The organism is Haloechinothrix alba (assembly GCF_900188115.1).
GTDB classification, from domain to species: Bacteria; Actinomycetota; Actinomycetes; order Mycobacteriales; family Pseudonocardiaceae; genus Haloechinothrix; species Haloechinothrix alba.
In genome coordinates, this window is sequence record NZ_FZNW01000018.1 from 81481 (window position 1) to 103971 (window position 22491).

A 22491-nucleotide genomic window follows, 5' to 3' on the forward strand; every position below is an offset into this window, starting at 1 on the left:
AGCATGTGTGCTCACCCCGCTGGCCCTCGGCACGCCGAGGTGCACCCGCACGTGGATACCTCAGGATATCCACCGTCCACATCGGACGAGTTGGACCGGCTGTACCCGAAGGTCTGGCCGCGTAACGTCTACCGCGCCCCGGACGGTGTGGTGCGCATCGCCGGTGTCGACGTACGGGAGCTCGCCGCCACCCACGGAACGCCGTTGTTCGTCATCGACGAGGCGGATTTCCGGTCCCGGTGTGCCGAGTACGCCGAGGCGTTCGAGGACCCGAGCCTGGTGCACTACGCGTCGAAGGCCTTCCTGTGCAAGGAGGTGGCGCGCTGGGTCGCGGCCCAGGGGCTGAGCCTGGACGTGTGCAGTGGAGGCGAGCTGACCGTGGCCCGGGCGGCGGACTTCCCTGTCGAGCGGATCACCTTCCACGGCAACAACAAGTCCGTCGCCGAGCTCGAGGAGGCCGTGGACGCCGGTGTCGGCACCGTCGTGCTCGACTCCTTCCAGGAGATCGCGCGGCTGGCGAAGGTCGCGGCCGACCGCGGCGTCCGGCAGCAGGTGCTGGTGCGCGTGACGGTCGGCGTCGAGGCGCACACCCACGAGTTCATCGCCACCGCGCACGAGGACCAGAAGTTCGGCTTCTCGCTGGCGGCAGGCGACGCCGCCGAGGCCGTACGCAGGGTTGTCGGCGCGGAGTCGCTGCAGCTCATCGGCCTGCACAGCCATATCGGCTCGCAGATCTTCGACCCGGACGGGTTCGAGGTGGCAGCAAGGCGCGTCATCGGCCTGATCGCGCAGCTGCGTGAGGAGCACGGCCCGGAGATCACCGAGCAGCTCGGGTTGGTCGACCTCGGTGGTGGGTTCGGTATCGCCTACACGGAGAAGGACAACCCGCCCCCGCCCGCGCAGATGGTGACCCAGATCCGGGAGATGGTGCGCAGGGAGTGCGACTACGCCGAGCTGCCGATGCCCAAGATCGCCGGTGAGCCCGGCCGTGCGATCGCGGGCCCGGGAGCAATCACGCTCTACGAGGTGGGCACGATCAAGGACGTCCCGCTCGGCGACGGCGCCGTGCGCCGCTACGTCAGCGTCGACGGCGGGATGAGCGACAATATCCGCACCGCGTTGTACGACGCTGCCTACGACTGCAGGCTGGTCTCCCGGTCGAGTGACGACGGGTCCGTTGCTGTCGAGGCGACGCAGAGCAGGGTGGTCGGCAGGCACTGTGAGTCCGGCGACATCGTGGTCCGCGACTGCTGGCTGCCGCATAACCTCGCCGCTGGTGACCTGGTCGCCGTGGCGGCCACCGGTGCGTACTGCTACTCGATGGCCAGCGGGTACAACCGGCAGCCGCTGCCGGCCGTGGTCAGCGTGCGTAACGGCAGCGCCCGAGAGTTGCTGCGCAGGGAGACGAGGGACGACCTGATGCGTTTGGAGGTGTCGTGATGGCCCTCTCCGCCGAGCTGGGGTGGTCGGGTGACCCCGCGGAGACCGAGCCCACACCTGTCCGGGTGGCGCTGCTGGGGTGTGGCACCGTCGGTAGCGAGGTGGCGCGACTGCTCACCGAGGAGGCCGCGGAGTTCGCCGCCCGCGCCGGTGCTCCCGTCGAGCTGGCCGGTATCGCCGTACGCCGCCCGGACAAGCATCCCGAACTACCCGCCGACCTGCTCACCTCGGACGTCGAGGGTCTCATCGCCTCGGACGTCGATGTCGTCGTCGAGCTCGTCGGGGGGATCGAACCCGCGCGCAGCTGGCTGCTGACGGCCCTGCGATCCGGCAAGTCCGTGGTCACGGCGAACAAGGCGCTGCTGGCCGACTGCTCGCGTGAGCTGTCCGAGGCCGCTGACGCCTCGGGGGCGGACCTGTACTACGAGGCCGCGGTGGCCGGCGCGATCCCGCTCGTGCGCCCGCTGCGCGAGTCCCTGGCAGGCGACCGCATCACCCGCGTCATGGGCATCGTCAACGGCACGACCAACTACATTCTCTCGGCGATGGACAGCACGGGTGCGGGCTATGTGGACACCCTGGAGGAGGCGAGCAACCTCGGCTACGCCGAGGCCGACCCCACAGCCGATGTGGACGGTTACGATGCCGCCTCGAAGGCGGCGATCCTCGCTTCGCTCGCCTTCCATACCAGGATCGCCGCGTCCGATGTGTACAGAGAGGGAATCGGTTCGGTCAGTGCGGCCGACGTCGCGGCCGCCAAGATGATCGGCCGGACCGTCAAGCTGCTCGCCATCTGCGAGCGCGTCGTCGGGCCGGACGGGTCCGAGTCGGTCTCCGTGCGCGTGCACCCGGTGATGATCCCGCGTAGCCACCAGCTCGCCGGGGTCGGCGGTGCGTTCAACGCGGTCTACGTCGAGGCCGACGGGGCCGGTGAGTTGATGTTCTTCGGCCAGGGCGCCGGCGGCGCACCGACGGCCAGCGCTGTGCTCGGCGACCTCGTCGATGTGGCACGCAACCGCGCGGGCGGTGGCAGGGGACCACGCGAGTCCGCGCACGCCGGGCTCGCGGTGCGCCCGATGGGCGAGACGCCGACGCGGTACCACATCAGCCTGCAGGTGGCGGACCGCCCGGGCGTGCTCGCGCAGGTGTCCCAGGTGTTCGCCAAGCACGACGTCAGCATCGCCGCGGTACGCCAGCGGGACAAGCACTCCACGGCCAGCCTGGTGGTGGTCACGCACGCGGCGCCGGACGCGGCACTGCGCGCGACCGTCGACGACATCGGCGAGCTCGACGTCGTCCATGAAGTCGTCAGCGTCATGAGAGTGGAAGGCGAAGACTCGTGAATGCGGTGCAGGCGGCCCGGCCGGTCAAGCCGGGCATCATCCATGCCTACAGCGAACGTATCCCGATCCCCGACGACGCGGCCGTCGTCACGCTCGGGGAGGGCAACACACCGCTCGTCAGCGCCCCCCGGCTGTCCGAGCTGACCGGCTGCGAGGTCTACGTCAAGGTCGAGGGCGTCAACCCGACCGGCTCCTTCAAGGACCGTGGGATGACCGTGGCGATCACGCACGCGCTCGCCAGCGGGATCAAGGCCGTGCTGTGCGCATCCACGGGGAACACCTCGGCCTCGGCGGCAGCCTACGCCGCCCGGGCCGGCCTGACGTGTGCCGTGCTCGTGCCGCAGGGCAAGATCGCGATGGGCAAGCTCGCGCAGGCGACCCTGCACGGCGCGCGCCTGCTACAGATCGACGGGAACTTCGACGACTGCCTCGAGTTGGCCCGCAAGACGGCGCTCGATCACCCGGTCACCCTGGTGAACTCGGTCAACCCCGTCCGGCTCATCGGGCAGAAGACGGCGGCCTGGGAGATCTGCGACGTGCTCGGCGTGGCCCCGGACGTGCACTGCCTTCCGGTCGGAAATGCGGGCAATATCACAGCGTACTGGGCAGGCTACGTCGACTACGCGGCGGACAAACTGATCGAGGCGGCGCCGCGGATGTTCGGCTTCCAGGCTTCGGGAGCCGCGCCGCTGGTGCACGGCGAGCCGGTCAGCGACCCCGACACGGTCGCGACGGCGATCCGGGTGGGCAGCCCGGCGTCCTGGGATCCGGCGGTCGAGGCGAAGAACTCCTCCGGGGGGCTGTTCGACGCGGTCAGCGACGAGCAGATCCTGTCGGCGTACCGGCTGCTCGCCGCATCCGAAGGGATCTTCGTGGAGCCGGCCTCCGCCGCCAGCGTGGCCGGGCTGCTGCAGACGGCGGCGGACGGGCGGATCCCGGCCGGTTCGACCGTGGTGTGCACGGTGACCGGGCACGGGCTGAAGGACCCGGCGACCGCGCTGGAGGGCAACGTCGAGGTCGAGCCTCTCCCGGTGGACCCTCAGGCTGTGGTCAACGCACTCGACCTCACCGACGAGTAGGGGGACGGCGTGATCGGATTCCGCGTCACGGTGCCGGCGTCGACGGCCAATCTGGGTCCCGGTTTCGACACGTTCGGTATGGCCCTCGGCTTGTTCGAGGTCATCGAGCTACGGGTGCTCGACGACGGCGTGCTCATCGAGCCGATCGATGCCGGTGCCGGAGACGTCTCGGACGTGCCGACCGATGAGAGCCACCTGGTCGTGCGGGCCCTGCGACGGGCATGCGAGCACCTCGATGTCCCGTGTCCCGGCCTGTACCTGCGCTGCCACAACGCGATCCCGCATGCCAGGGGTCTCGGGTCCTCCGCGGCGGCCGTGGTCGCAGGCGTCGCAGCGGGCTACGCGCTGGCGGGTAAGTCGGTGGACGCCGCTGCTCTCGAGCTGGCCGCCGAGCTCGAAGGCCATGCCGACAACGCGGCAGCGAGCCTGTTCGGCGGGCTCGTGCTGGCGTGGCAGGACGTCAGGGGCGGCGTGCCGAGCTGGCGCGCCGAACGGCTGGATCCGCATCCGGGTATCCGCCCTGTGCTGGCGGTACCCGAGCAACGATCGTCCACGTCGGCGGCCAGGGGGCTGCTGCCGGAGCACGTCCCGCACGGCGACGCGGCCTTCGCCGCCGGCCGGGCCGCGCTCGGCCTGCACGCGTTGACCACCGACCCCGGGTTGTTGCTGCCGGGCACGGAGGACAGGCTGCATCAGGACTACCGGGAGCCCGCCTACCCGGCGACAGTGCACCTCGTCCGGCAGCTCCGCGAGCGGGATGTCGCCGCCGTGGTCTCCGGGGGCGGGCCGACCGTGCTGGCACTGACCACCGACGGGGTGTTGCCCGATGGGGTCGATCTCACCGGGTTCACCACCGTCGAGCTGCCGGTCGACCGTTCCGGGGTGCGCGTGGCTGCCCTGTAGCGCTGCCCGTCGGCCTCTCGTCCGCGCCGGCCCGGCGTAGCTCCCGGCGCGGCCGGTCAGCCGGCTGGTGAACGGCCCTGCGGGCCCTGCTGACCGGCGCGAGGGCGACACGGGTGTACAAACCGGGGGTGGTTGTTGCGTGGTGTCGACGGGGAGTCTAGGCTCGGAGGTGTTCGTTCACCGTGCGGATTCCGCACCTGGTGCGACTTCCGGGCCTCTTCCCGGAACGCATCTTTCACTTCCGGCGTACTCTCGGCTGACCAAGCCGAGGGGACCGCGAGGTGGGTTCCCGGTTGTCACGGTGATCGAGTTCGTGTGCCTCCGGGTACGTTCGGAGGCACGCAGAATCCCGTGCGTGCGGCCCTGCTGTGGTTGAGTACCCAATCCCCGCCAGGCCCGCCCGCAGCGGGACGGTGTGGGAGCTGTTGAGAACGTGAGGTTCGCGTCGAAAGGAACTGACGTAGCAGCAGGCTCACGTGCGCGGAGCTGATGCCTCGACACTCTGGGAGGCAGAATTCAGGGGTACCGGGCCGCAGAATCCGTGCACACAGCCGTAGGAACTCAACGTGCGTTCGGCCGCACGTTTCCAATGAGACACGGCGTCGGCCCGCGTAACGGTGCGGGTGACGCGTCGCTGATCCACGCTGGGGCGGGGATCGGTCAGGAAGGACTTGCGTGAGCAACACGGATCTTTTGAGCGGCAGCGTGGAAGCGCCAGGAACTCAGTCGGCATCTTCGGGGAGCGATAACGTGACGGTAGATTCTGCGCAGGACAGCAACGGCACTTCCGAGAAGCCGAAGCGTCGCGGAGGCGGCCTGTCCGGCATGGTGATTGCCGAGCTGCGCGAACTCGCCGTCGAACTCGGCGTGACCGACACCAAGGGGATGCGTAAGGGCGATCTCATCGCGGCGATCCGTGAGCGCCAGGGGAAGACGAAGAAGCGCGCCGGGACGTCCGACGACGAGAACTCCCTCCCTCTCGACGGGGTGACGAGCACGTCCGGTGCCGGCCAGACCGGCAGCAAGCCCGACGCCGGCGCCTCGAACGCGGACCGCGAGGCAGGAGCCGGGCAGGACACGGTCCCGAACGGTGCGGAGAAGGGTTCGGACAGGGGCCCTGAGAAGAGCGCTGAGAAGAACGCCGAGAAGAGCCCCGAGAAGAGCGCCGACAAGAGCGCCGACAAGAGCGCTGGGACCGGTACCGATGCGGCCGGTGCGCGCGGGGCCGAGGGCGCGACGCAGGTCACCGAGCCGGCTCGGGAGAAGGACACCGACGGTGGCCAGCAGCAGGACGAGCCTGCTCGCCGTGAGGGGTCGCGGCGCAGGCGTGGTTCGTCGCGTGGGTCCGGTGGCGGAAACAACAGCCAGCGAGCCGAGCAGGACGGCAAGAGCCCCGACGCCAAGGGCGGTGGACGTTCCGGCCAGGACGAGGGCGAGCAGTCCCAGCGCGACGGCGGGGACCAACGCCGCCAGCAGGGCAACAACACCAAGTCCAACTCCGACGACGACGAGCGCGGCGGCAGGCGCAGCAGGCGGTCACGGGATCGCAGGCGCCGGGGCGGACGCGGTGACGGCGGCGGCGGCGGATCGGACGCCACCGACGTCCGCGAGGACGATGTGCTGCTGCCGATCGCCGGGATCCTCGACGTACTGGACAACTACGCGTTCGTGCGTACCTCCGGCTACCTCGCGGGGCCGCACGACGTGTATGTCTCGCTGTCCCTCGTGCGCAAGTACGGCCTGCGCAGGGGCGATGCGATCACCGGTGTGGTCAGGCAGCCCCGCGAGGGTGAGCAGCAGCGGCAGAAGTTCAACCCGCTGGTGCGCGTGGACACGATCAACGGGCTCGAGCCGGACAACGTCAAGCGGCCCGACTTCACCAAGCTGACCCCGCTCTACCCGAACGAGCGGCTGCGGCTGGAGACCGAGCCGAACAAGCTCACCACCCGTGTGATCGACCTGGTCATGCCGGTCGGCAAGGGGCAGCGTGCGCTGATCGTCTCGCCGCCGAAGGCCGGTAAGACCACGATCCTGCAGGACGTCGCCAACGCGATCACCACGAACAACCCGGAATGCTGGCTCATGGTCGTGCTGGTGGATGAGCGCCCGGAGGAGGTCACCGACATGCAGCGGTCGGTGAAGGGCGAGGTCATCTCGTCGACCTTCGACCGGCCGGCATCGGATCACACGACCGTGGCCGAGCTGGCCATCGAGCGCGCCAAACGGCTCGTCGAGATGGGACACGACGTGGTCGTGCTGCTCGACTCGATCACCCGGCTCGGCAGGGCCTACAACCTGGCGGCTCCGGCATCGGGGCGGATCCTCTCCGGTGGTGTCGACTCGACCGCGCTGTACCCGCCGAAGCGGTTCCTCGGTGCGGCGCGCAACATCGAGGAAGGCGGCTCGCTGACGATCTTCGCGACCGCGATGGTCGAGACGGGCTCGACGATGGACACGGTGATCTTCGAGGAGTTCAAGGGCACCGGTAACGCCGAGCTCAAGCTGGACCGCAAGATCGCCGAGCGCCGGGTGTTCCCTGCCGTGGACGTGAACCCGTCGGGTACGCGCAAGGAGGAGCTGCTGCTGTCGCCGGACGAGCTCGCCGTGACCCACAAGCTGCACCGGGTACTGCACGCTCTCGACTCGCAGCAGTCCATCGACCTGTTGCTCGACCGCCTGCGCAAGTCCAGGACCAATATCGAGTTCCTGATGCAGGTGTCCAAGACGGCACCCGGTCAGGAAGAGGAAGCGGCGCAGCAACAGCAGGTCTAGGGTTCGCGCCGCGGACCTGACGGGCACGCGCGGTGCGATGCCGTGCGTCTGGAAGAATGGTCCGTAGGAATCGCCGTGCGCAGTACGAACAGCGGCGCCGGTTCACCCCGTCACACCGCGGGCGGGGACCCGGCGTCCGAGACGAAAGGGCACTCATGAAGAGCGGTATTCATCCTGACTACATCACGACCCAGGTGAACTGCGCCTGTGGCAACTCGTTCACCACGCGCAGCACGAAGGAATCGGGCAACATCTACGTCGAGATCTGCTCGAAGTGCCACCCGTTCTACACGGGTAAGCAGAAGATCCTGGACACCGGTGGTCGTGTCGCCCGGTTCGAGCAGCGTTACGGCAAGCGCACGGCGAAGTAGCGGCCGTCCGGTTCGACGACAGTAGCGCGACGACAGCGCCCGTCCCTGCGCAGCCGGCAGGGGCGGGCGTATGTGTCGCAACGAGTTGACGACGACAGCGGCGGCGGACGGGCCGAGATGAGGACATGGTGGATCGAGACTCGCTGCAAGGCCTCCTCGCCGAGCACGCGGAGTTGGAAAGCCAGCTCGGCGATCCGGACGTGCATGCCGATGCCGAACGCGCGCGCAAGCTGGGGCGGCGCTACTCCGAGCTGACGCCGATCGTGAAGACGATCAATGAGCTGGACGCGGTGCGCGAGGATCTGGCCGCCGCACGGGAGTTGGCCCGGGAGGATCCGTCGTTCGCCGAGGAGGTCGAGCAGCTCGACGCGCGTGTCCCGCAGCTCGAGTCCCGGCTGACCGAGCTGCTGCTGCCGCGCGACCCGTACGACGCCTCCGACGTGGTCATGGAGATCAAGTCGGGTGCGGGCGGCGAGGAGTCCGCGCTGTTCGCAGCCGACCTGCTGCAGATGTACCTGCGGTACGCCGAGCATGTCGGCTGGAAGGTGGTCGTGCTCGACGCCACGGAGTCGGACCTCGGTGGCTACAAGGACGTCACCGTATCGATCAAGGGCGGTGGGGACGGCCCGGACGGCGTGTGGGCCCGCTTGAAGTACGAGGGCGGCGTGCACCGTGTACAGCGGGTGCCCACGACGGAGTCGCAGGGCAGGATCCACACGTCCGCGGCAGGGGTGCTGATCTACCCCGAGCCGGAGGAGGTCGAGGTGGAGGTCGACCCGAACGACCTGCGTATCGACACGTTCCGCTCCTCGGGCCCCGGCGGGCAGAGCGTGAACACCACCGATTCGGCTGTGCGGATCACCCACCTGCCGACCGGGGTGGTGGTCTCCTGCCAGAACGAGAAGTCCCAGCTCCAGAACAAGGCCAGGGCGATGCAGGTGCTGCAGGCCCGCCTACAGGCGATGGCCGAGGAGGAAGAGGCGGCCAAGACCTCGGACACGCGCCGCTCGCAGGTGCGCACGGTGGACCGTTCGGAGCGGGTGCGCACATACAACTTCCCGGAGAACCGCATCTCCGACCACCGGGTGAACTACAAGGCCTACAACCTCGACCAGGTGCTGGCAGGCGACCTCAACGGCGTCCTCAACGCGTTGCAGGAGGCCGACCGCTCCGAGCGCATCGCCCAGCAGAACGCCCCGACCCCGGGGCCAGGGAACGCTGAATGACGCTTTCAGTCCACGAGACGGACTGAAAGCGTCATTCAGCGCGCCAGACGGGTCGTTACCGGAATGGGTGAGCTGCTGCGACTAGGGTGAGAGCTGTGCGTAGACAACCGTTGCGGCTCGCCCTTCTCGAAGCCACCCGGATGCTGTCCGACGCGGGTGTCGAGTCCGCGCGAAACGACGCGGAGCTGCTCGCGGCGCATGTACTCGGTGTCGAGCGTGGTGAGCTGCCGCTGGTGCCCCTCGTCGACCCGCCCGTTGTCGAGGCGCTGGGGCAGCTGGTCGCCCAGCGCGCCAAGCGTATCCCGTTGCAGCACATCACGGGCTGGGCCGCGATCGGGAACATCACCGTCGACGTGGGCCCGGGGGTCTTCGTGCCCCGGCCGGAGACCGATCTGGTGCTGTCCTGGGGGCTCGACGTGCTCGCCCCCCGCGCACACCCCGTCGTGGTCGACCTGTGCACCGGATCGGGCGCGCTCGCGCTCGCTGTCGCGCACGCACGCCCGGACGCGCAGGTCTACGCCGTCGACAACGACACGGCCGCGCTTGCCTGGGCGCGCCGAAACGCCGACAAGCGGGCGGAGGCCGGGGACACCCCCGTGCGCCTCTACTCGGGCGACGTGACCGACGGCAGGTTGTTCGCCGAGCTGGACGGCCTGGTCGACCTGGTGCTGTGTAACCCGCCCTACGTGCCGATCGGCAAGTCGCTGCCGCCCGAGGTGGCCGAGCACGATCCCGAGCACGCGGTGTTCGCCGCCGACGGCGGCCTCGCCCTGATCAAGAGCGTGGTCACGCTGGCGGCGCGGCTCCTCCGGTCGGGTGGCGGCGTCGCGATCGAGCACGACGACGACCACGGACAGGCGGTGCCCGCGCTGCTGTCCCAGCGCCGTGTGCTGTCCGAAGCCACCGGCCATGCAGATCTGGCAGGTCGACCGCGGTTCGCGACGGCCCGTCGGACCGGCTGATCCGAGGAGCTAGGCTCACGAGCGTGAGTACGGTCTACGACTGCGCGGACCAGGAGTCCCGCACCAAAGGCTTGGCCGCGGCTACGGCGGCCGCGCGCTCCGGGCAGCTCGTGGTGCTGCCGACCGACACCGTGTACGGCATCGGCTGTGAGGCGTTCTCCGCCGGCGGCGTACGGGCGCTGCTGCGCGCGAAGCAGCGGGGCCGCGACATGCCCGTCGGCGTGCTGGTCGGCTCGTTGTCGACGCTCGACGGGCTGGTCCAGAGCGTTCCCGATCAGGCGCGGACGCTGGTCGAGGCCTTCTGGCCAGGGGATCTGTCCCTCGTGCTGCCGCACGCGCCGAGCCTGGCGTGGGATCTGGGCACCACGAAGGGCACGGTGATGCTGCGTATGCCGCTGCACCCGGTGGCGCTCGAGCTGTTGGGCGCTGTGGGCCCGATGGCTGTCTCCAGCGCGAACACCTCCGGCAAACCCCCGGCCGCGACGGCTGAGGAGGCCCGCGAGCAGCTGGGGGAGAGCGTGTCGGTCTATCTCGACGGTGGCCCGTGCGGCGACCCGGTGCCGTCGTCGATCGTGGACCTCACCGGCGACGAGCCGCTGATGCTCCGGGAAGGTGCGGTCACCACCGAGGAGGTCTCCGAAGCACTCGGGACGAGCGTCGGGAAAGCGGACTGAGTACCCGACGTGCCGGAAACGCTGAGTGTCGGGCTGCCGATCAGGGAGTACCTGCTTGTCGCGCTGACCGCTGCCGCGTTGACGTTCCTGCTGACCGGCGTCGCCAAACGGTTCGCGGTCCGGATCCGTGCCATGGCGATGCCGAGGTCGCGGGACGTGCACGCCACACCGATGCCGTACATGGGCGGTCTCGCGATCTACGCGGGCGTGCTGGGCGGCATGGGGCTCGCGCACCAGCTACCGGTGCTGCGCAGGGCGTTCGAGTTCTCGCTCGATCCGGTCGCCGTGCTGGTCGGCGGCGGGGTCATCGTGCTGATCGGGGCGTTGGACGACCGGTTCGACCTGGACGCGTGGACCAAGCTGGCCGGGCAGGTCACCTGCGCGGGTGTTCTGGTGCTGTTCGGACTGCAGTGGTCGGTGCTGCGGGTGCCGTGGGGCGGGCAGGACAGCGCGGTCGGCTCGGTGCTGATCCTCGACCAGAACCAGGGTGGGCTGCTGGTCATTCTGCTTGTGGTCACGATGGTCAACGCGATGAACTTCGTGGACGGGCTGGACGGGCTCGCCGCGGGGATCGGTCTGATCGCCGCTGCGGCGATCTGCGCGTTCTCTCTCGTGCTGCTGCACTCCTCCGGGGGTGACGTGAGCGCCTACCCGCCTGCGCTGATCGCCGCGACGCTGGCAGGCGCCTGTCTCGGCTTCCTGCCGCACAACTTCCAGCCCGCGAAGATCTTCATGGGCGACTCCGGCTCGATGTTCATCGGGTTGATGCTCGCCGCGGCCAGCACCTCGGCGTCCGGCCGCGTGTCGATCACCGAGAACGACGGCGGCGCGGACATGCTCGCGCTGCTGTCCCCGCTGATCGTGGTGGCCGCTGTGCTTTTCGTCCCAGTTCTGGACCTGCTGATGGCGGTGATCCGTCGCACACGTCGCGGGGAGAGCCCGTTCAGCGCGGACAAGATGCACCTGCACCACCGGCTGCTGGAGATCGGTCACTCGCAGCGCCGGGCCGTCCTGCTGATCTACCTCTGGGCCGGTCTGCTCGCCTTCGGCGCGGTCGCGCTGACGGTGTTCGACGCTCTGGTCGTGGTCGGCTCGCTGCTGATCGGGCTGGTGCTTGCGATCCTCGCGTCGTACGTCCCTAGACTGAAGGCTCGTGGTTAGCACGCGAACGAGGAAAGGGTCGCCAGTGGCGGAGCAAGCGCAGGGTGCCGGTCCGGGGGACCGGCAGGAAGACAACCCGCACGCGGCGTCGGTGCGCACGCTCGCCACGGCGATGCTGCGGATGGGCCTGCGGATCGGCCTTGCCGGTGCGCTGCTCGCGATCGCCGTCTCCTGGGTGCTGCTCGGGTGGCCGGGGCTGGCCAGCGCCGCTGTCGGTGCACTCGTGGCGTTCGGCTCCTCCCTTGTCACCGTCTGGATGATGCACAAGACGGCTGCGTTGCCCCCGGAGATGCTGTTCGGTCTGGTGCTCGGTGGCTACATCCTGAAGCTCGGTGCGCTGCTTGTGGTCATGCTCACACTGCGGGGTGTCGAGGTGTTCGATCCGGTCGCTCTCGGGGTGACGATGCTGGTGACGGTGCTCGCGTGGGCTGCCGCGGAGGTCGTCGCGTTCCAGCGCGCCAAGATCCCGACCGTTATCCCCGAGACCAGGGACGAGGGCTAAGTAGTACGCCCATACTCCTGGAACGGGTGCGCCTGATAAGGTCCCCGGAGAAAGCTGGCCAGCGGCGGCTCGGTGGAGCGAACCAGCCGCCTGCTTCGTCCCGAAACGTATCGGGTACGTTGACGGCCGATCGTGACGATTCCCCCGCCGGTTCGAGGCCGAGCGGGAGAACCGGAAGGAGTCCAGTTGGGCACGTTGGTGCTGGCTGAGGGTTTTGTTCCGCCCGGCGCGGGCGACTTCAATCTCCCTCCGATCTTCGGCGCAGTGACCAAGCCGATGCTGCTGGTCGTCATGTCGGTGGTCATCATCGCGGCGTTCTTCGTGATCACGTCGCGGAACATGAAGGTCGTGCCCGGCAAGACGCAGTTCGTCGCCGAATCCATATACAGCTTCACGCGTAATACCATTGCTCGGGAACACATTGGTTCCAAAGACTTCCAGCGGTTCGTTCCGCTGATCTTCACCCTGTTCACGTTCATATTCGTGAACAATATCTACGGTATTATCCCGCTCATTCAGTTCCCGACGATGTCACACATCGGGTTCCCGCTGGCGCTGTCGATTCTGGTGGTGTACCCGGTGTATCACTATGTCGGGATGCGTCGCCACGGTATCGGCGGCTACCTCAAGAACCAGTTGTTCCCGGCGGGCGTACCAGGCCCCATATACCTCCTGCTGACGCCGATCGAGTTCTTCTCCAAGTTCGTGATGAACCCGATCACGCTGGCCATTCGTGTGTTTGCCGCGATGTTCGCAGGCCACCTCATCATCCTGGTCTTCACGCTGGCTGGTGAGTGGTTGCTCGTCGAGGCGAGCGCGGCGCTGAAGCCGGTGGCCGCGGTGTCGTTCGCCTTCGCCATCGCGATGACGTTCTTGGAGGCCTTGATCATGACGATTCAGGCCTACGTATTCGCCCTGCTCGCCGCCAGCTACATTGGCATGGCGTTGGCAGAGGACCACTAGAGACAAGACCGAGAGGCTTCCGGGCCGCCAGGTGCGGAGCGTAGTTGGAAAGGGATTCGCAAGTGAGCAACATCGTTCTCGCTCAAGAAGCAGCCACGAACATCAACCCCGGCCTTGCCATGATCGGCTATGGCCTCAGCGCCATCGGCCCCGGTATCGGTGTGGGTCTGATCTGGTCCTCCGTCATCACGGGCACCGCCCGCCAGCCCGAGGCGCAGGGCAAGCTGATGGGTATCGCCTGGACCACCTTCGTGCTCACCGAGGTGCTGGCGCTGATCGGTCTGGTGCTGTACTTCATCGCCTCCGCGGCGTGAGTTGATTGCTCAACACGTTGGGAGATGCTGTGCTGACTACACAGATCGTGCTTGCTGCGGAGGAACCCTCGCCGGTCCTTCCGCACACGTCCGAGGTGATCCTGGGGCTCGTCGCGTTCGGTGTGCTGCTCTTCGTGCTGTGGAAGTTCGCGGTGCCGCGCTTCGAGAAGCTCTACGAGGAGCGCGCATCCCAGATCGAAGGCGGTATCGAGAAAGCCGAGAAGGCGCAGGCGGAAGCGCAGCAGGCCCTCGAGCAGTACAACCAGCAGCTGGCCGAGGCCAGGACGGAGGCCGCGAAGATTCGCGATGACGCGCGGCTGGAGTCCGAGCAGATCCGCGAGGAGATCCGCGCCGAGGCCCAGGCCGAGGCGGCTCGGATCGTGGCGCAGGGCGAGTCGCAGCTGCAGGCGCAGAAGGCTCAGATCATCGCCGAGCTGCGGTCCGAGATGGGACGGCAGTCGGTGGAGCTGGCCGGTCGTATCGTGGGTGAGTCCCTCGAGGACGAGGAGCGGCGTAACCGCACCGTGGAGCGTTTCCTCGCGGAGCTGGACTCGGCTGGAGCAGGGAAGTAAGGCAGGCGCATGGCGGAGTCAACCGAGACAACACTGCATGCGGCGAGCCGGGAGGCGCTCGAGCTCGCCGAGGGGCGCCTCGGCGAGATCCTCGACGACCCCGGGGCCAATCCTGCGGTCGTCGGGGAGGAACTGTACGCATTCGCGTACCTGCTCAGCACGGAGATCTCGCTGCGCAGAGCTGTCGCGGACGCCTCGTCGGAGGAGGCAGGCCGTACGCGGCTGGTGCGTAGCCTCCTCGAGGGCAAGGTCAGCGAGCCGACCCTGCAGATCCTGGACACCGTCGTGGCAAGCAAGTGGTCCACGCCGCGTGAGCTGCTGGAGGGAACCACCGTACTCGGCGCATCCGCCTTGCTGATCGGCGCCGAGCGGGAGGGCACCCTCGAGACCGTCGAGGCGGAGCTGTTCCAGGCCGCGCGGCTGCTGACCGAGGAGTCCGCGCTGGACAACGTTCTCGCCGACCGGACCACTCCCGCGGACTCGAAGCGTAGGCTGGTGCGTGAGCTCTTCTCGGGCAAGCTCACCTCCGTGACACAGACCATGCTGGAGCAGGTGGCGGCTCAGCCGCGTGGCCGGAGCGTGGCGAACGCGCTGGACAAGCTCGCCGCGCAGGCTGCGCACAGGCGCGAGCGGTCCGTGGCGCACGTCGTCACCGCGACGGAGCTGACCGAGGAGCAGCGTGGTGCACTGACCGAGCGCCTGCAGCGCATCTACGGCAGGTCGATGGCGGTGCACGTACAGGTCAAACCGGACTTGATCGGCGGCCTGCTCATCAAGGTCGGTGACGAGGTCATCGACGGAAGTACGGCGGGCAGGCTCAGGTCCGTGCGCGGGCAGCTTGCGCGCTAGTTCGCCCGGCCTGCGCACGATGTGAGCGGGACCACACGACATACTCGGACAAAACCATCAGGGCAATCGAAGAGACCGACAAGTGAGAGCGGGAACGACATGGCGGAGCTGACGATCTCCTCGGAAGAGGTCGCCAACGCGATCGAGAACTATGTCTCGAGTTATTCCCCGGACGTGAGCCGGGAGGAGGTCGGCGTCGTCGTCGACGCCGGTGACGGTATCGCGCACGTCGAGGGGCTGCCGTCGACCATGGCCAACGAGCTGCTGGAGTTCCCCGGCGGCGTGTTCGGCGTCGCGCTGAACCTCGAGGCGACACAGCTCGGTGTGGCCATCCTGGGTGACTTCGAGGACATCGAACAGGGGCAGGAGGTCAAGCGGACGGGGCGGATCCTCTCCGTCCCGGTCGGTGAGCAGTTCCTCGGGCGTGTCATCGATCCGCTCGGCAAGCCGATCGACGGTCTCGGCGAGATCTCCAGCGAGAGCCGCCGGGCGCTCGAGCTGCAGGCCGCCTCGGTCGTGCAGCGCCAGCCGGTCTCCGAGCCGCTGCAGACCGGCATCACGGCGATCGACGCGATGACCCCGATCGGCAGGGGACAGCGCCAGCTGATGATCGGTGACCGCAAGACCGGTAAGACGGCGGTCGCGGTCGACACGATCATCAACCAGAAGGCCAACTGGGACACCGGCGACCCGAAGCAGCAGGTGCGCTGCATCTACGTCGCGATCGGCCAGAAGGGGTCCACGATCGCCGCGGTCCGCGAGTCCCTCCAGCAGGCAGGGGCGATGGACTACACCACCATCGTCGCCGCGCCCGCCTCGGACTCCGCGGGTTACAAGTGGCTCGCGCCCTACACCGGATCGGCGCTCGGTCAGCACTGGATGTACCAGGGCAACCACGTACTGGTCGTCTTCGACGACCTGACCAAGCAGGCCGAGGCGTACCGCGCGATCTCGCTGCTGCTGCGCAGGCCGCCGGGCCGCGAGGCGTTCCCCGGTGACGTCTTCTACCTGCACTCCAGGCTGCTCGAGCGCTGCGCGAAGCTGAACGACGAGCTCGGCGCCGGGTCGCTGACGGGGCTGCCGATCATCGAGACCAAGGCCAACGACATCTCGGCCTACATCCCGACCAACGTCATCTCGATCACCGACGGGCAGTGCTTCTTCCAGTCGGACCTGTTCAACGCGGGGCAGCGCCCGGCGGTCGACCCGACGACCTCGGTCTCCCGTGTCGGTGGTGACGCACAGGTCAAGGCCATGAAGAAGGTCGCGGGTTCGTTGCGTATCGACCTCTCGCAGTACGACGAGCTCAAGTCGTTCGCCGCGTTCGCCTCCGACCTCGACGCCGCGTCGAAGGCGCAGCTGGATCGTGGTAGCCGCCTGTACGAGGTGCTCAAGCAGCCGCAGTACGCGCCGGTCCCGGTCGAGGAGCAGATCGTCACGGTCTACCTCGGCACCAGCGGGCACTTCGACACGGTGCCCATCGACGATGTGAACCGCTTCAGCCGCGAGTTCCTGGACCACCTGCGCCGCAAGCACGAGGGCGTGCTCGCCGAGCTGCGGGACACCGGCGAGTGGTCCGATGAGAACGGCAAGCGCATCGACGAGGCCGTCGACGAGTTCAAGAGGCAGTTCACCGCCGCCGACGGGAGCTCGGTCGTGCCTCAGGACGCCGAGGCCATGGAGTCCGAGAAGGTCGGGCAGGAGACTGTGAAGGTCAACAAGCCGGCACCGAAGAAGTGACCAGGTAAGTAGATGGCTGCGCAACTTCGCGAACTACGAGCGAGGATCAAGTCGACCAAGTCGGTCGGCAAGATCACGAAGGCGATGGAGCTCATCGCCACTTCGCGCATCTCCAAGGCACAGGCGCGGGTGGAGGCCGCCCGTCCCTACTCCGAGGAGATCACCAAGGTCCTGCAGGCACTGGCCACCGCGTCGACCAATCTGGACAATCCCTTGCTCGTCGAGCGGGAGCACCCCAAGCGCGCGGCGGTGCTTGTGGTCACCAGTGACAAGGGACTGTGCGGTGGCTACAACTCCAACGTGCTTCGCACGGCAGAGGAGCTGGTCTCCCTGCTCCGGGAACAGGGCAAGGAGCCAGTGCTCTACGTGATCGGTGTGAAGGGTCTGAACTACTTCCGGTTCCGGGACCGAGAGGTCACCGAGAGCTGGACCGGGTTCTCCGACCAGCCGCACTATCACAACGCGGCCGAGGCCGGCGAGGCTCTCGTCGATTCGTTCCTCGCCGGTGCGGACGACGACGAGCAAGGGCCCGGCCCGGACGGGGTCCCCGGCGTCGACGAGATTCACGTCGTCTACACCGAGTTCCGGTCTATGCTCACCCAGACACCGGTGGCGAAACGGGTCGCTCCGTTGGAGATCGAGTACGCGGACGAGGGCGACGGAGAGTCCTCGGCGCCGAGCTTGTTGCCGTCCTACGACTTCGAGCCCAGCGCTGAGACCCTGCTGGGGGCCCTGCTTCCGAAGTACATCTACACGCGGATCTTTGCGGCGTTGCTCGAATCGGCCGCGTCCGAACTCGCCGCGCGACGCACGGCGATGAAGGCGGCCTCGGACAACGCCAACGAGCTCGTGGACACCCTCACCCGTGAGGCGAACCAGGCTCGCCAGGCACAGATCACCCAGGAGATCAGCGAAATCGTCGGCGGCGCGAACGCGCTGGCCACAGCAGGAAGTGAAGAGTAGACCTATGACTGCCGATGCAAACACAGCGGTATCCGCAGCCGGAAAGGACGGCGCAGCGACGGGCCGGATCGTGGCGGTCCGGGGCCCGGTCGTCGACGTCGAGTTCCCGCGGGGTGCGCTGCCTGAACAGTTCAACGCTCTGAAGGTCGACGTCGAGTTCGCCGAGCTCGCCAAGACGGTGACCCTGGAGGTCGCCCAGCACCTCGGTGACAACCTGGTGCGGACGATTTCCCTGCAGCCGCAGGACGGCCTGGTACGGGGTAGCCCCGTGCGGGACACCGGTTCGCCGATCACGGTGCCGGTCGGGGACAAGGTCAAGGGCCACGTCTACAACGTGCTCGGCGAGTGCCTCGACGAGCCCGGCTACGGCGACGACCTCGAGCGCTGGTCCATCCACCGGGACCCGCCTGCGTTCGACCAGCTCGAGGGCAAGACCGAGGTCCTCGAGACCGGCCTGAAGGTGATCGATCTGCTCACCCCGTACGTGCAGGGTGGCAAGATCGGCCTGTTCGGTGGTGCCGGTGTCGGCAAGACGGTGCTGATCAAGGAGATGATCACCCGTGTGGCCCGCAACTTCGGCGGTACCTCGGTCTTCGCGGGTGTCGGTGAGCGTACCCGTGAGGGCACCGACCTCTTCCTCGAGATGAGTGAGGACGGTGTCATCAACGACACCGCCCTGGTCTTCGGCCAGATGGACGAGCCGCCGGGGACCCGTATGCGCGTCGCGCTGTCCGGGCTGACCATGGCCGAGTACTTCCGGGATGTGCAGAACCAGGACGTCCTGCTGTTCATCGACAACATCTTCCGGTTCACCCAGGCCGGCCAGGAGGTCTCCACCCTGCTCGGCCGTATGCCCTCGGCGGTGGGTTACCAGCCGACGCTTGCGGACGAGATGGGCTTCCTGCAGGAGCGGATCACCTCGGTCAAGGGCCGTTCGATCACCTCGATGCAGGCGATCTACGTGCCGGCCGACGACTACACCGACCCGGCGCCCGCGACGACCTTCGCGCACCTCGACGCGACCACGGAGCTGTCCCGGTCGGTGTTCCAGAAGGGTATCTTCCCGGCGGTCGACCCGCTGACCTCCTCGTCGACGATCCTGGACCCCGCGATCGTCGGTGACGAGCACTACCGCGTCGCCTCGGAGGTCATCCGGATCCTGCAGAAGTACAAGGAGCTGCAGGACATCATCGCCATCCTCGGTATCGACGAGCTGTCCGAAGAGGACAAGCTCACGGTGAACCGGGCGCGGCGCATCGAGCGCTTCCTGTCCCAGAACATGCTGGTGGCCGAGCAGTTCACCGGACAGCCCGGCTCGACGGTGCCGCGGAACGAGACCATCGAGGCCTTCGACAAGATCAGCACGGGTGAGTTCGATCACTTCCCGGAGCAGGCTTTCCTGGGCATCGGTGGGCTCGAGGACCTGGAGAAGAAGCACGCCGAGATCACCGGCAAGTGACCTGCGGGCACGGCGGGGTCGTACTGGCTTTTCTCCTCGACCCGGTCGAGGGGAGTCGACCCCGCCGTGTTGCCGAGTGGGATCGGACACCAATTAGACTGTGAAGTGCGCCTGCCGGAGCCAGTCGTTGTTCGTTGCTGCGAGCCACTGCTTGTAGCCGGTGACATGCTTGTGTGAAGGAGAGTCACGTGGCCGAGATGTCCGTCGAGCTTGTCGCGGTGGAGCGCCGGTTGTGGTCGGGCACCGGATCGTTCGTCGTCGCGCAGACGACCGAGGGTGAGATCGGCGTTATGCCCGGGCACGAGCCGATGCTCGGTCAGCTCGTCGAGGGTGGCGTCGTCACCGTAACGACCTCGGACGGCGACCACGTGAGCGCGGCTGTGCAGGGTGGTTTCCTGTCGGTGACCGGGGACACCGTGAGCGTGCTCGCCGAGTCGGCCGAGCTGGCCGGGGAGATCGACGTGGAGGCCGCACGGCGGGCCCTCGAGGACGAGGACGAGGACGAACGCGCGAGAGCGAGCGCACGATTGCGCGTCGCGGGGCAGTCAGACTGAGCGTGCCGCGATCGGGAGCCTGCCGTGAACATCACGCTTCTCATCATCGGGCTCCTGGGTGTGGCGGTGCTCGCCCTGTGCTGGATGGTCGTGCGCTGGCGCAGGGTTTTGCAGGCAGGTGGCGTCAACGTCGCGCTGCGATGGCGGCGCCGCGCCGGTGATGGCGGCTGGCACCTGGGCATCGGCCGGTACCACGGTGAGGAGTTCCTGTGGTTCCGCGTGATGAGTGTGCGTAGCGGACCCGACCGGGTTCTCTCCCGCAACAACCTGGCGATATCGGCCCGGCGCGAGCCGAGCGGGACCGAGGTCTACGCGCTTCCGCCCGAAGCCACGGTGCTCAGCTGCGAGTCACGGACCAGGTCGTTCATCGAGATCGCGATGGGTCCCGGCCCGCTGACGGGGTTCCTCTCCTGGCTCGAGTCGGCCCCGCCCGGCCGTCAGATGCCGCGCGCCAGCTAGTTCCACGTGCCGAGCCGAAGGGCTCCTTCGGTGCGCATGCTGCACCCGAGGAGTCCCTCGGCTCGTCCCGGCTCAGCTCTGCGCGCCGGGGCGCCACAGCACGTCGCCGTCCGGGTTGGCGAGCCTGGCGAGGATGAACAGCAGGTCGGACAGCCGGTTGAGGTAGCGTACGGCGAGCTCGTTGGTGTGTTCGGGATCGGACTCGGTGAGCATCCAGGCGCTGCGCTCGGCACGCCTGGCGATCGTGCGTGCCTGGTGCAGCAGGGCAGCGCCGGGTGTTCCGCCGGGCAGGATGAACGACGTGAGCTTGGGCAGCTGCTCGTTGTACTGGTCGCACCACCCCTCGAGGCGCTCGATGTAGGACTCGGTCACGCGCAGCGGGGGGAACTCCAGGCCGTCCACCACCGGGGTGCACAGGTCTGCTCCGACGTCGAAGAGGTCGTTCTGCACGGAGCCGAGCAGCTCCGCGATCTCCTGGTCGAGCCCGCCGAGAGCCAGCGCGGTACCGATCGCGGAGTTCGTCTCGTCGACATCGGCGTAGGCGCCGATGCGCGGCGCGGTTTTCGGGATCCGTGAGCTGTCCCCGAGCGCGGTCGTGCCGTTGTCGCCGACCCGGGTGTAGACGCGGTTGATGCGAACGGACATACCGGCACTCTACGCCGCGGCTACCGGGGACGGGGGAGTACCCGAACCCTTCAGCGGCGTGCGGGCTCGCTTACCATGGCCGCTGCGCCGGAGTCGCGGGCTCGACACCCGCCGTGGCGACAGGGCCGTCCGGTGGCGCCTGTCTGCTGTACTGTGTAGGCCTTCCCTCGGGGCAGCGGTGACCGAGAACTGAATACGTTGCTGAGGAGGATTGGGTGAGCGAGCACTTCGACGTCCATGGCGGCACTCGACTCGCGGGTGAGGTGCAGGTCGTCGGGGCCAAGAACAGCGTACTCAAGTTGATGGCAGCGGCGTTGCTCGCCGAGGGCACGACCACCATCACCAACTGCCCCGAGATCCTCGACGTCCCGCTGATGGCGGATGTACTGCGCAGCGTGGGCTGCGCGGTCGAGATCGATGCCGACACGGTCACGATCGACACACCGGCGGACCTGGCTCACCAGGCGAGTACGACGGCGATGGGCAAGCTCCGTGCCTCGGTGTGCGTGCTCGGCCCGCTCGTTGGCAGGCTCAAACGGGCGGTCGTCGCGCTGCCCGGCGGTGACGCGATCGGTTCCCGCCCGCTGGACATGCACCAGAACGGGCTACGCAAGCTCGGCGCGAACAGCCACATCGATCACGGTTGCGTGGTGGCCGAGGCCGAGGGGCTGCACGGCGCGCAGATCTGGCTGGACTTCCCCAGCGTGGGAGCGACCGAGAACATCCTCATGGCGGCTGTGCTCGCCACGGGCACCACGGTCATCGACAACGCGGCAAGGGAACCCGAGATCATCGACATCTGCGTGATGCTGCAGGAGATGGGTGCGCAGATCGAGGGCGCGGGAACGTCCACGCTGACGGTGCACGGGGTGGACGCGCTGCGACCGACGACGCACCGCGTGATCGGTGACCGCATCGTGGGGGCGAGCTGGGCGTTCGCGGCGGCGGCCACCCGTGGTGACATCACGGTGCACGGCGTCAACGCGCATCACCTCGATCTCGTGCTCGAGAAGCTGCGGCACGCGGGCGCCGAGGTCACGGTGCTCGGCGACGAGGGGTTCCGGGTGGTACAGCACGACCGCCCGAAGGCGATCGACTTCGTGACACTGCCGTACCCGGGGTTCGCGACCGACCTGCAGCCGTTCGCGGTGGTGCTGGCCGCCGTCGCCGACGGCACGTCGATGATCACCGAGAACGTCTACGAGTCACGCTTCCGGTTCATCGACGAGATGGTCCGGCTGGGTGCCGACGCGCGTACCGACGGCCACCATGCCGTTGTACGCGGTGTGGACAAGCTTTCCAGTGCCCCGGTGTGGGCCTCGGACATCCGCGCGGGGGCGGGGCTGGTGCTGGCAGGCCTCTGCGCGGAGGGGGTCACCCAGATCTGGGACGTGTTCCATATCGACCGCGGCTATCCGTACTTCGTGGAGAACCTCAACCGGCTCGGCGCGCACATCGAGCGCGTCGTGGAAGGGTGAGTTGGTCACAGCGTCGGGGACATCGCGACTACCGGCCAGTATCCTCGAGTCGAGCACTCGGC

General features: G+C 68.0%; 22 protein-coding genes. 21 read left to right on the top strand and 1 reads right to left on the bottom strand.

What is annotated here, in order from left to right; all coding sequences use genetic code 11:
• Nucleotides 1–3: 3 nt before the first annotated feature.
• The 20 genes from lysA to CHB84_RS17260 all read left to right on the top strand — a co-directional run bounded on the left by lysA (nt 4) and on the right by CHB84_RS17260 (nt 20306).
• Complete coding sequence (lysA, locus tag CHB84_RS17165) at nt 4–1440, top strand: diaminopimelate decarboxylase (RefSeq protein ID WP_089302654.1); 1437 nt, start codon at nt 4–6, stop codon at nt 1438–1440.
• Entirely contained in the window at nt 1440–2783 is a 1344-nt protein-coding gene (locus tag CHB84_RS17170) for a homoserine dehydrogenase (RefSeq protein WP_089302655.1), read from the top strand. Before lysA ends, CHB84_RS17170 begins: the two co-directional genes overlap by 1 nt.
• Nucleotides 2780–3862 carry a threonine synthase gene (gene thrC, locus CHB84_RS17175; protein ID WP_176440014.1) on the top strand — a complete coding sequence of 361 codons (1083 nt, stop codon included), beginning with the start codon at nt 2780–2782 and terminating at the stop codon, nt 3860–3862. The genes CHB84_RS17170 and thrC overlap by 4 nt, the downstream gene beginning before the upstream one ends.
• Nucleotides 3863–3874: 12 nt before the next feature.
• Complete coding sequence (gene thrB / locus CHB84_RS17180) at nt 3875–4765, top strand: homoserine kinase (RefSeq protein WP_089302688.1); 891 nt, start codon at nt 3875–3877, stop codon at nt 4763–4765.
• A 675-nt stretch (nt 4766–5440) separates the two neighbouring features.
• Nucleotides 5441–7537: a transcription termination factor Rho gene (gene rho / locus CHB84_RS17185; RefSeq protein ID WP_089302656.1), complete on the top strand. Its 2097-nt coding sequence runs from the start codon at nt 5441–5443 to the stop codon at nt 7535–7537.
• A 155-nt stretch (nt 7538–7692) separates the two neighbouring features.
• The gene (rpmE, locus tag CHB84_RS17190; RefSeq protein WP_089302657.1) at nt 7693–7908 is read left to right on the top strand and encodes a 50S ribosomal protein L31; all 216 of its coding nucleotides are present in this window, start codon (nt 7693–7695) and stop codon (nt 7906–7908) included.
• 128 nt (nt 7909–8036) lie between these two features.
• Nucleotides 8037–9134, top strand: a complete 1098-nt coding sequence (gene prfA / locus CHB84_RS17195; RefSeq protein WP_089302689.1) for a peptide chain release factor 1 — start codon at nt 8037–8039, stop codon at nt 9132–9134.
• Nucleotides 9135–9229: 95 nt separating this feature from the next.
• Nucleotides 9230–10096 (top strand): peptide chain release factor N(5)-glutamine methyltransferase, encoded by an 867-nt coding sequence (prmC, locus tag CHB84_RS17200; protein ID WP_089302658.1) that lies wholly within the window; start codon nt 9230–9232, stop codon nt 10094–10096.
• Between the two features lie 23 nt (nt 10097–10119).
• Nucleotides 10120–10770, top strand: coding sequence for an L-threonylcarbamoyladenylate synthase (locus tag CHB84_RS17205; protein WP_089302659.1), 651 nt, complete (start codon nt 10120–10122; stop codon nt 10768–10770).
• Between the two features lie 9 nt (nt 10771–10779).
• A complete protein-coding gene (locus CHB84_RS17210) occupies nt 10780–11931 on the top strand; it encodes a glycosyltransferase family 4 protein (RefSeq protein ID WP_089302660.1) in 1152 nt (383 codons plus the stop codon).
• A 25-nt stretch (nt 11932–11956) separates the two neighbouring features.
• Complete coding sequence (locus CHB84_RS17215) at nt 11957–12433, top strand: Cg1360 family ATP-synthase-associated protein (RefSeq protein ID WP_176440015.1); 477 nt, start codon at nt 11957–11959, stop codon at nt 12431–12433.
• Between the two features lie 186 nt (nt 12434–12619).
• Nucleotides 12620–13396: a F0F1 ATP synthase subunit A gene (gene atpB / locus CHB84_RS17220; protein WP_089302661.1), complete on the top strand. Its 777-nt coding sequence runs from the start codon at nt 12620–12622 to the stop codon at nt 13394–13396.
• Nucleotides 13397–13458: 62 nt separating this feature from the next.
• Nucleotides 13459–13710 carry an ATP synthase subunit c family protein gene (locus CHB84_RS17225; RefSeq protein ID WP_089302662.1) on the top strand — a complete coding sequence of 84 codons (252 nt, stop codon included), beginning with the start codon at nt 13459–13461 and terminating at the stop codon, nt 13708–13710.
• A gap of 29 nt (nt 13711–13739) precedes the next feature.
• On the top strand, nt 13740–14282 hold the full coding sequence (locus CHB84_RS17230; protein ID WP_245818803.1) for a F0F1 ATP synthase subunit B: 543 nt from the start codon (nt 13740–13742) through the stop codon (nt 14280–14282).
• Between the two features lie 9 nt (nt 14283–14291).
• On the top strand, nt 14292–15131 hold the full coding sequence (locus tag CHB84_RS17235; RefSeq protein WP_089302663.1) for a F0F1 ATP synthase subunit delta: 840 nt from the start codon (nt 14292–14294) through the stop codon (nt 15129–15131).
• Between the two features lie 99 nt (nt 15132–15230).
• The gene (gene atpA, locus CHB84_RS17240) at nt 15231–16871 is read left to right on the top strand and encodes a F0F1 ATP synthase subunit alpha (protein ID WP_089302664.1); all 1641 of its coding nucleotides are present in this window, start codon (nt 15231–15233) and stop codon (nt 16869–16871) included.
• A 12-nt stretch (nt 16872–16883) separates the two neighbouring features.
• Nucleotides 16884–17834 (top strand): F0F1 ATP synthase subunit gamma, encoded by a 951-nt coding sequence (locus tag CHB84_RS17245; protein WP_089302665.1) that lies wholly within the window; start codon nt 16884–16886, stop codon nt 17832–17834.
• 4 nt (nt 17835–17838) lie between these two features.
• Nucleotides 17839–19293 carry a F0F1 ATP synthase subunit beta gene (gene atpD / locus CHB84_RS17250; RefSeq protein WP_089302666.1) on the top strand — a complete coding sequence of 485 codons (1455 nt, stop codon included), beginning with the start codon at nt 17839–17841 and terminating at the stop codon, nt 19291–19293.
• 188 nt (nt 19294–19481) lie between these two features.
• Nucleotides 19482–19847 (top strand): F0F1 ATP synthase subunit epsilon, encoded by a 366-nt coding sequence (locus CHB84_RS17255; RefSeq protein WP_089302667.1) that lies wholly within the window; start codon nt 19482–19484, stop codon nt 19845–19847.
• A gap of 24 nt (nt 19848–19871) precedes the next feature.
• Complete coding sequence (locus tag CHB84_RS17260; protein WP_089302668.1) at nt 19872–20306, top strand: DUF2550 domain-containing protein; 435 nt, start codon at nt 19872–19874, stop codon at nt 20304–20306.
• Between the two features lie 72 nt (nt 20307–20378).
• Here CHB84_RS17260 and CHB84_RS17265 read toward each other — a convergent pair whose 3' ends face one another.
• Nucleotides 20379–20951, bottom strand: a complete 573-nt coding sequence (locus CHB84_RS17265) for a cob(I)yrinic acid a,c-diamide adenosyltransferase (protein WP_089302669.1) — start codon at nt 20949–20951, stop codon at nt 20379–20381.
• Between the two features lie 215 nt (nt 20952–21166).
• On the opposite strand from CHB84_RS17265, the gene murA reads away from it, so the two are divergent.
• Nucleotides 21167–22429, top strand: coding sequence for a UDP-N-acetylglucosamine 1-carboxyvinyltransferase (gene murA, locus CHB84_RS17270; protein WP_089302670.1), 1263 nt, complete (start codon nt 21167–21169; stop codon nt 22427–22429).
• Nucleotides 22430–22491 lie beyond the last annotated feature (62 nt).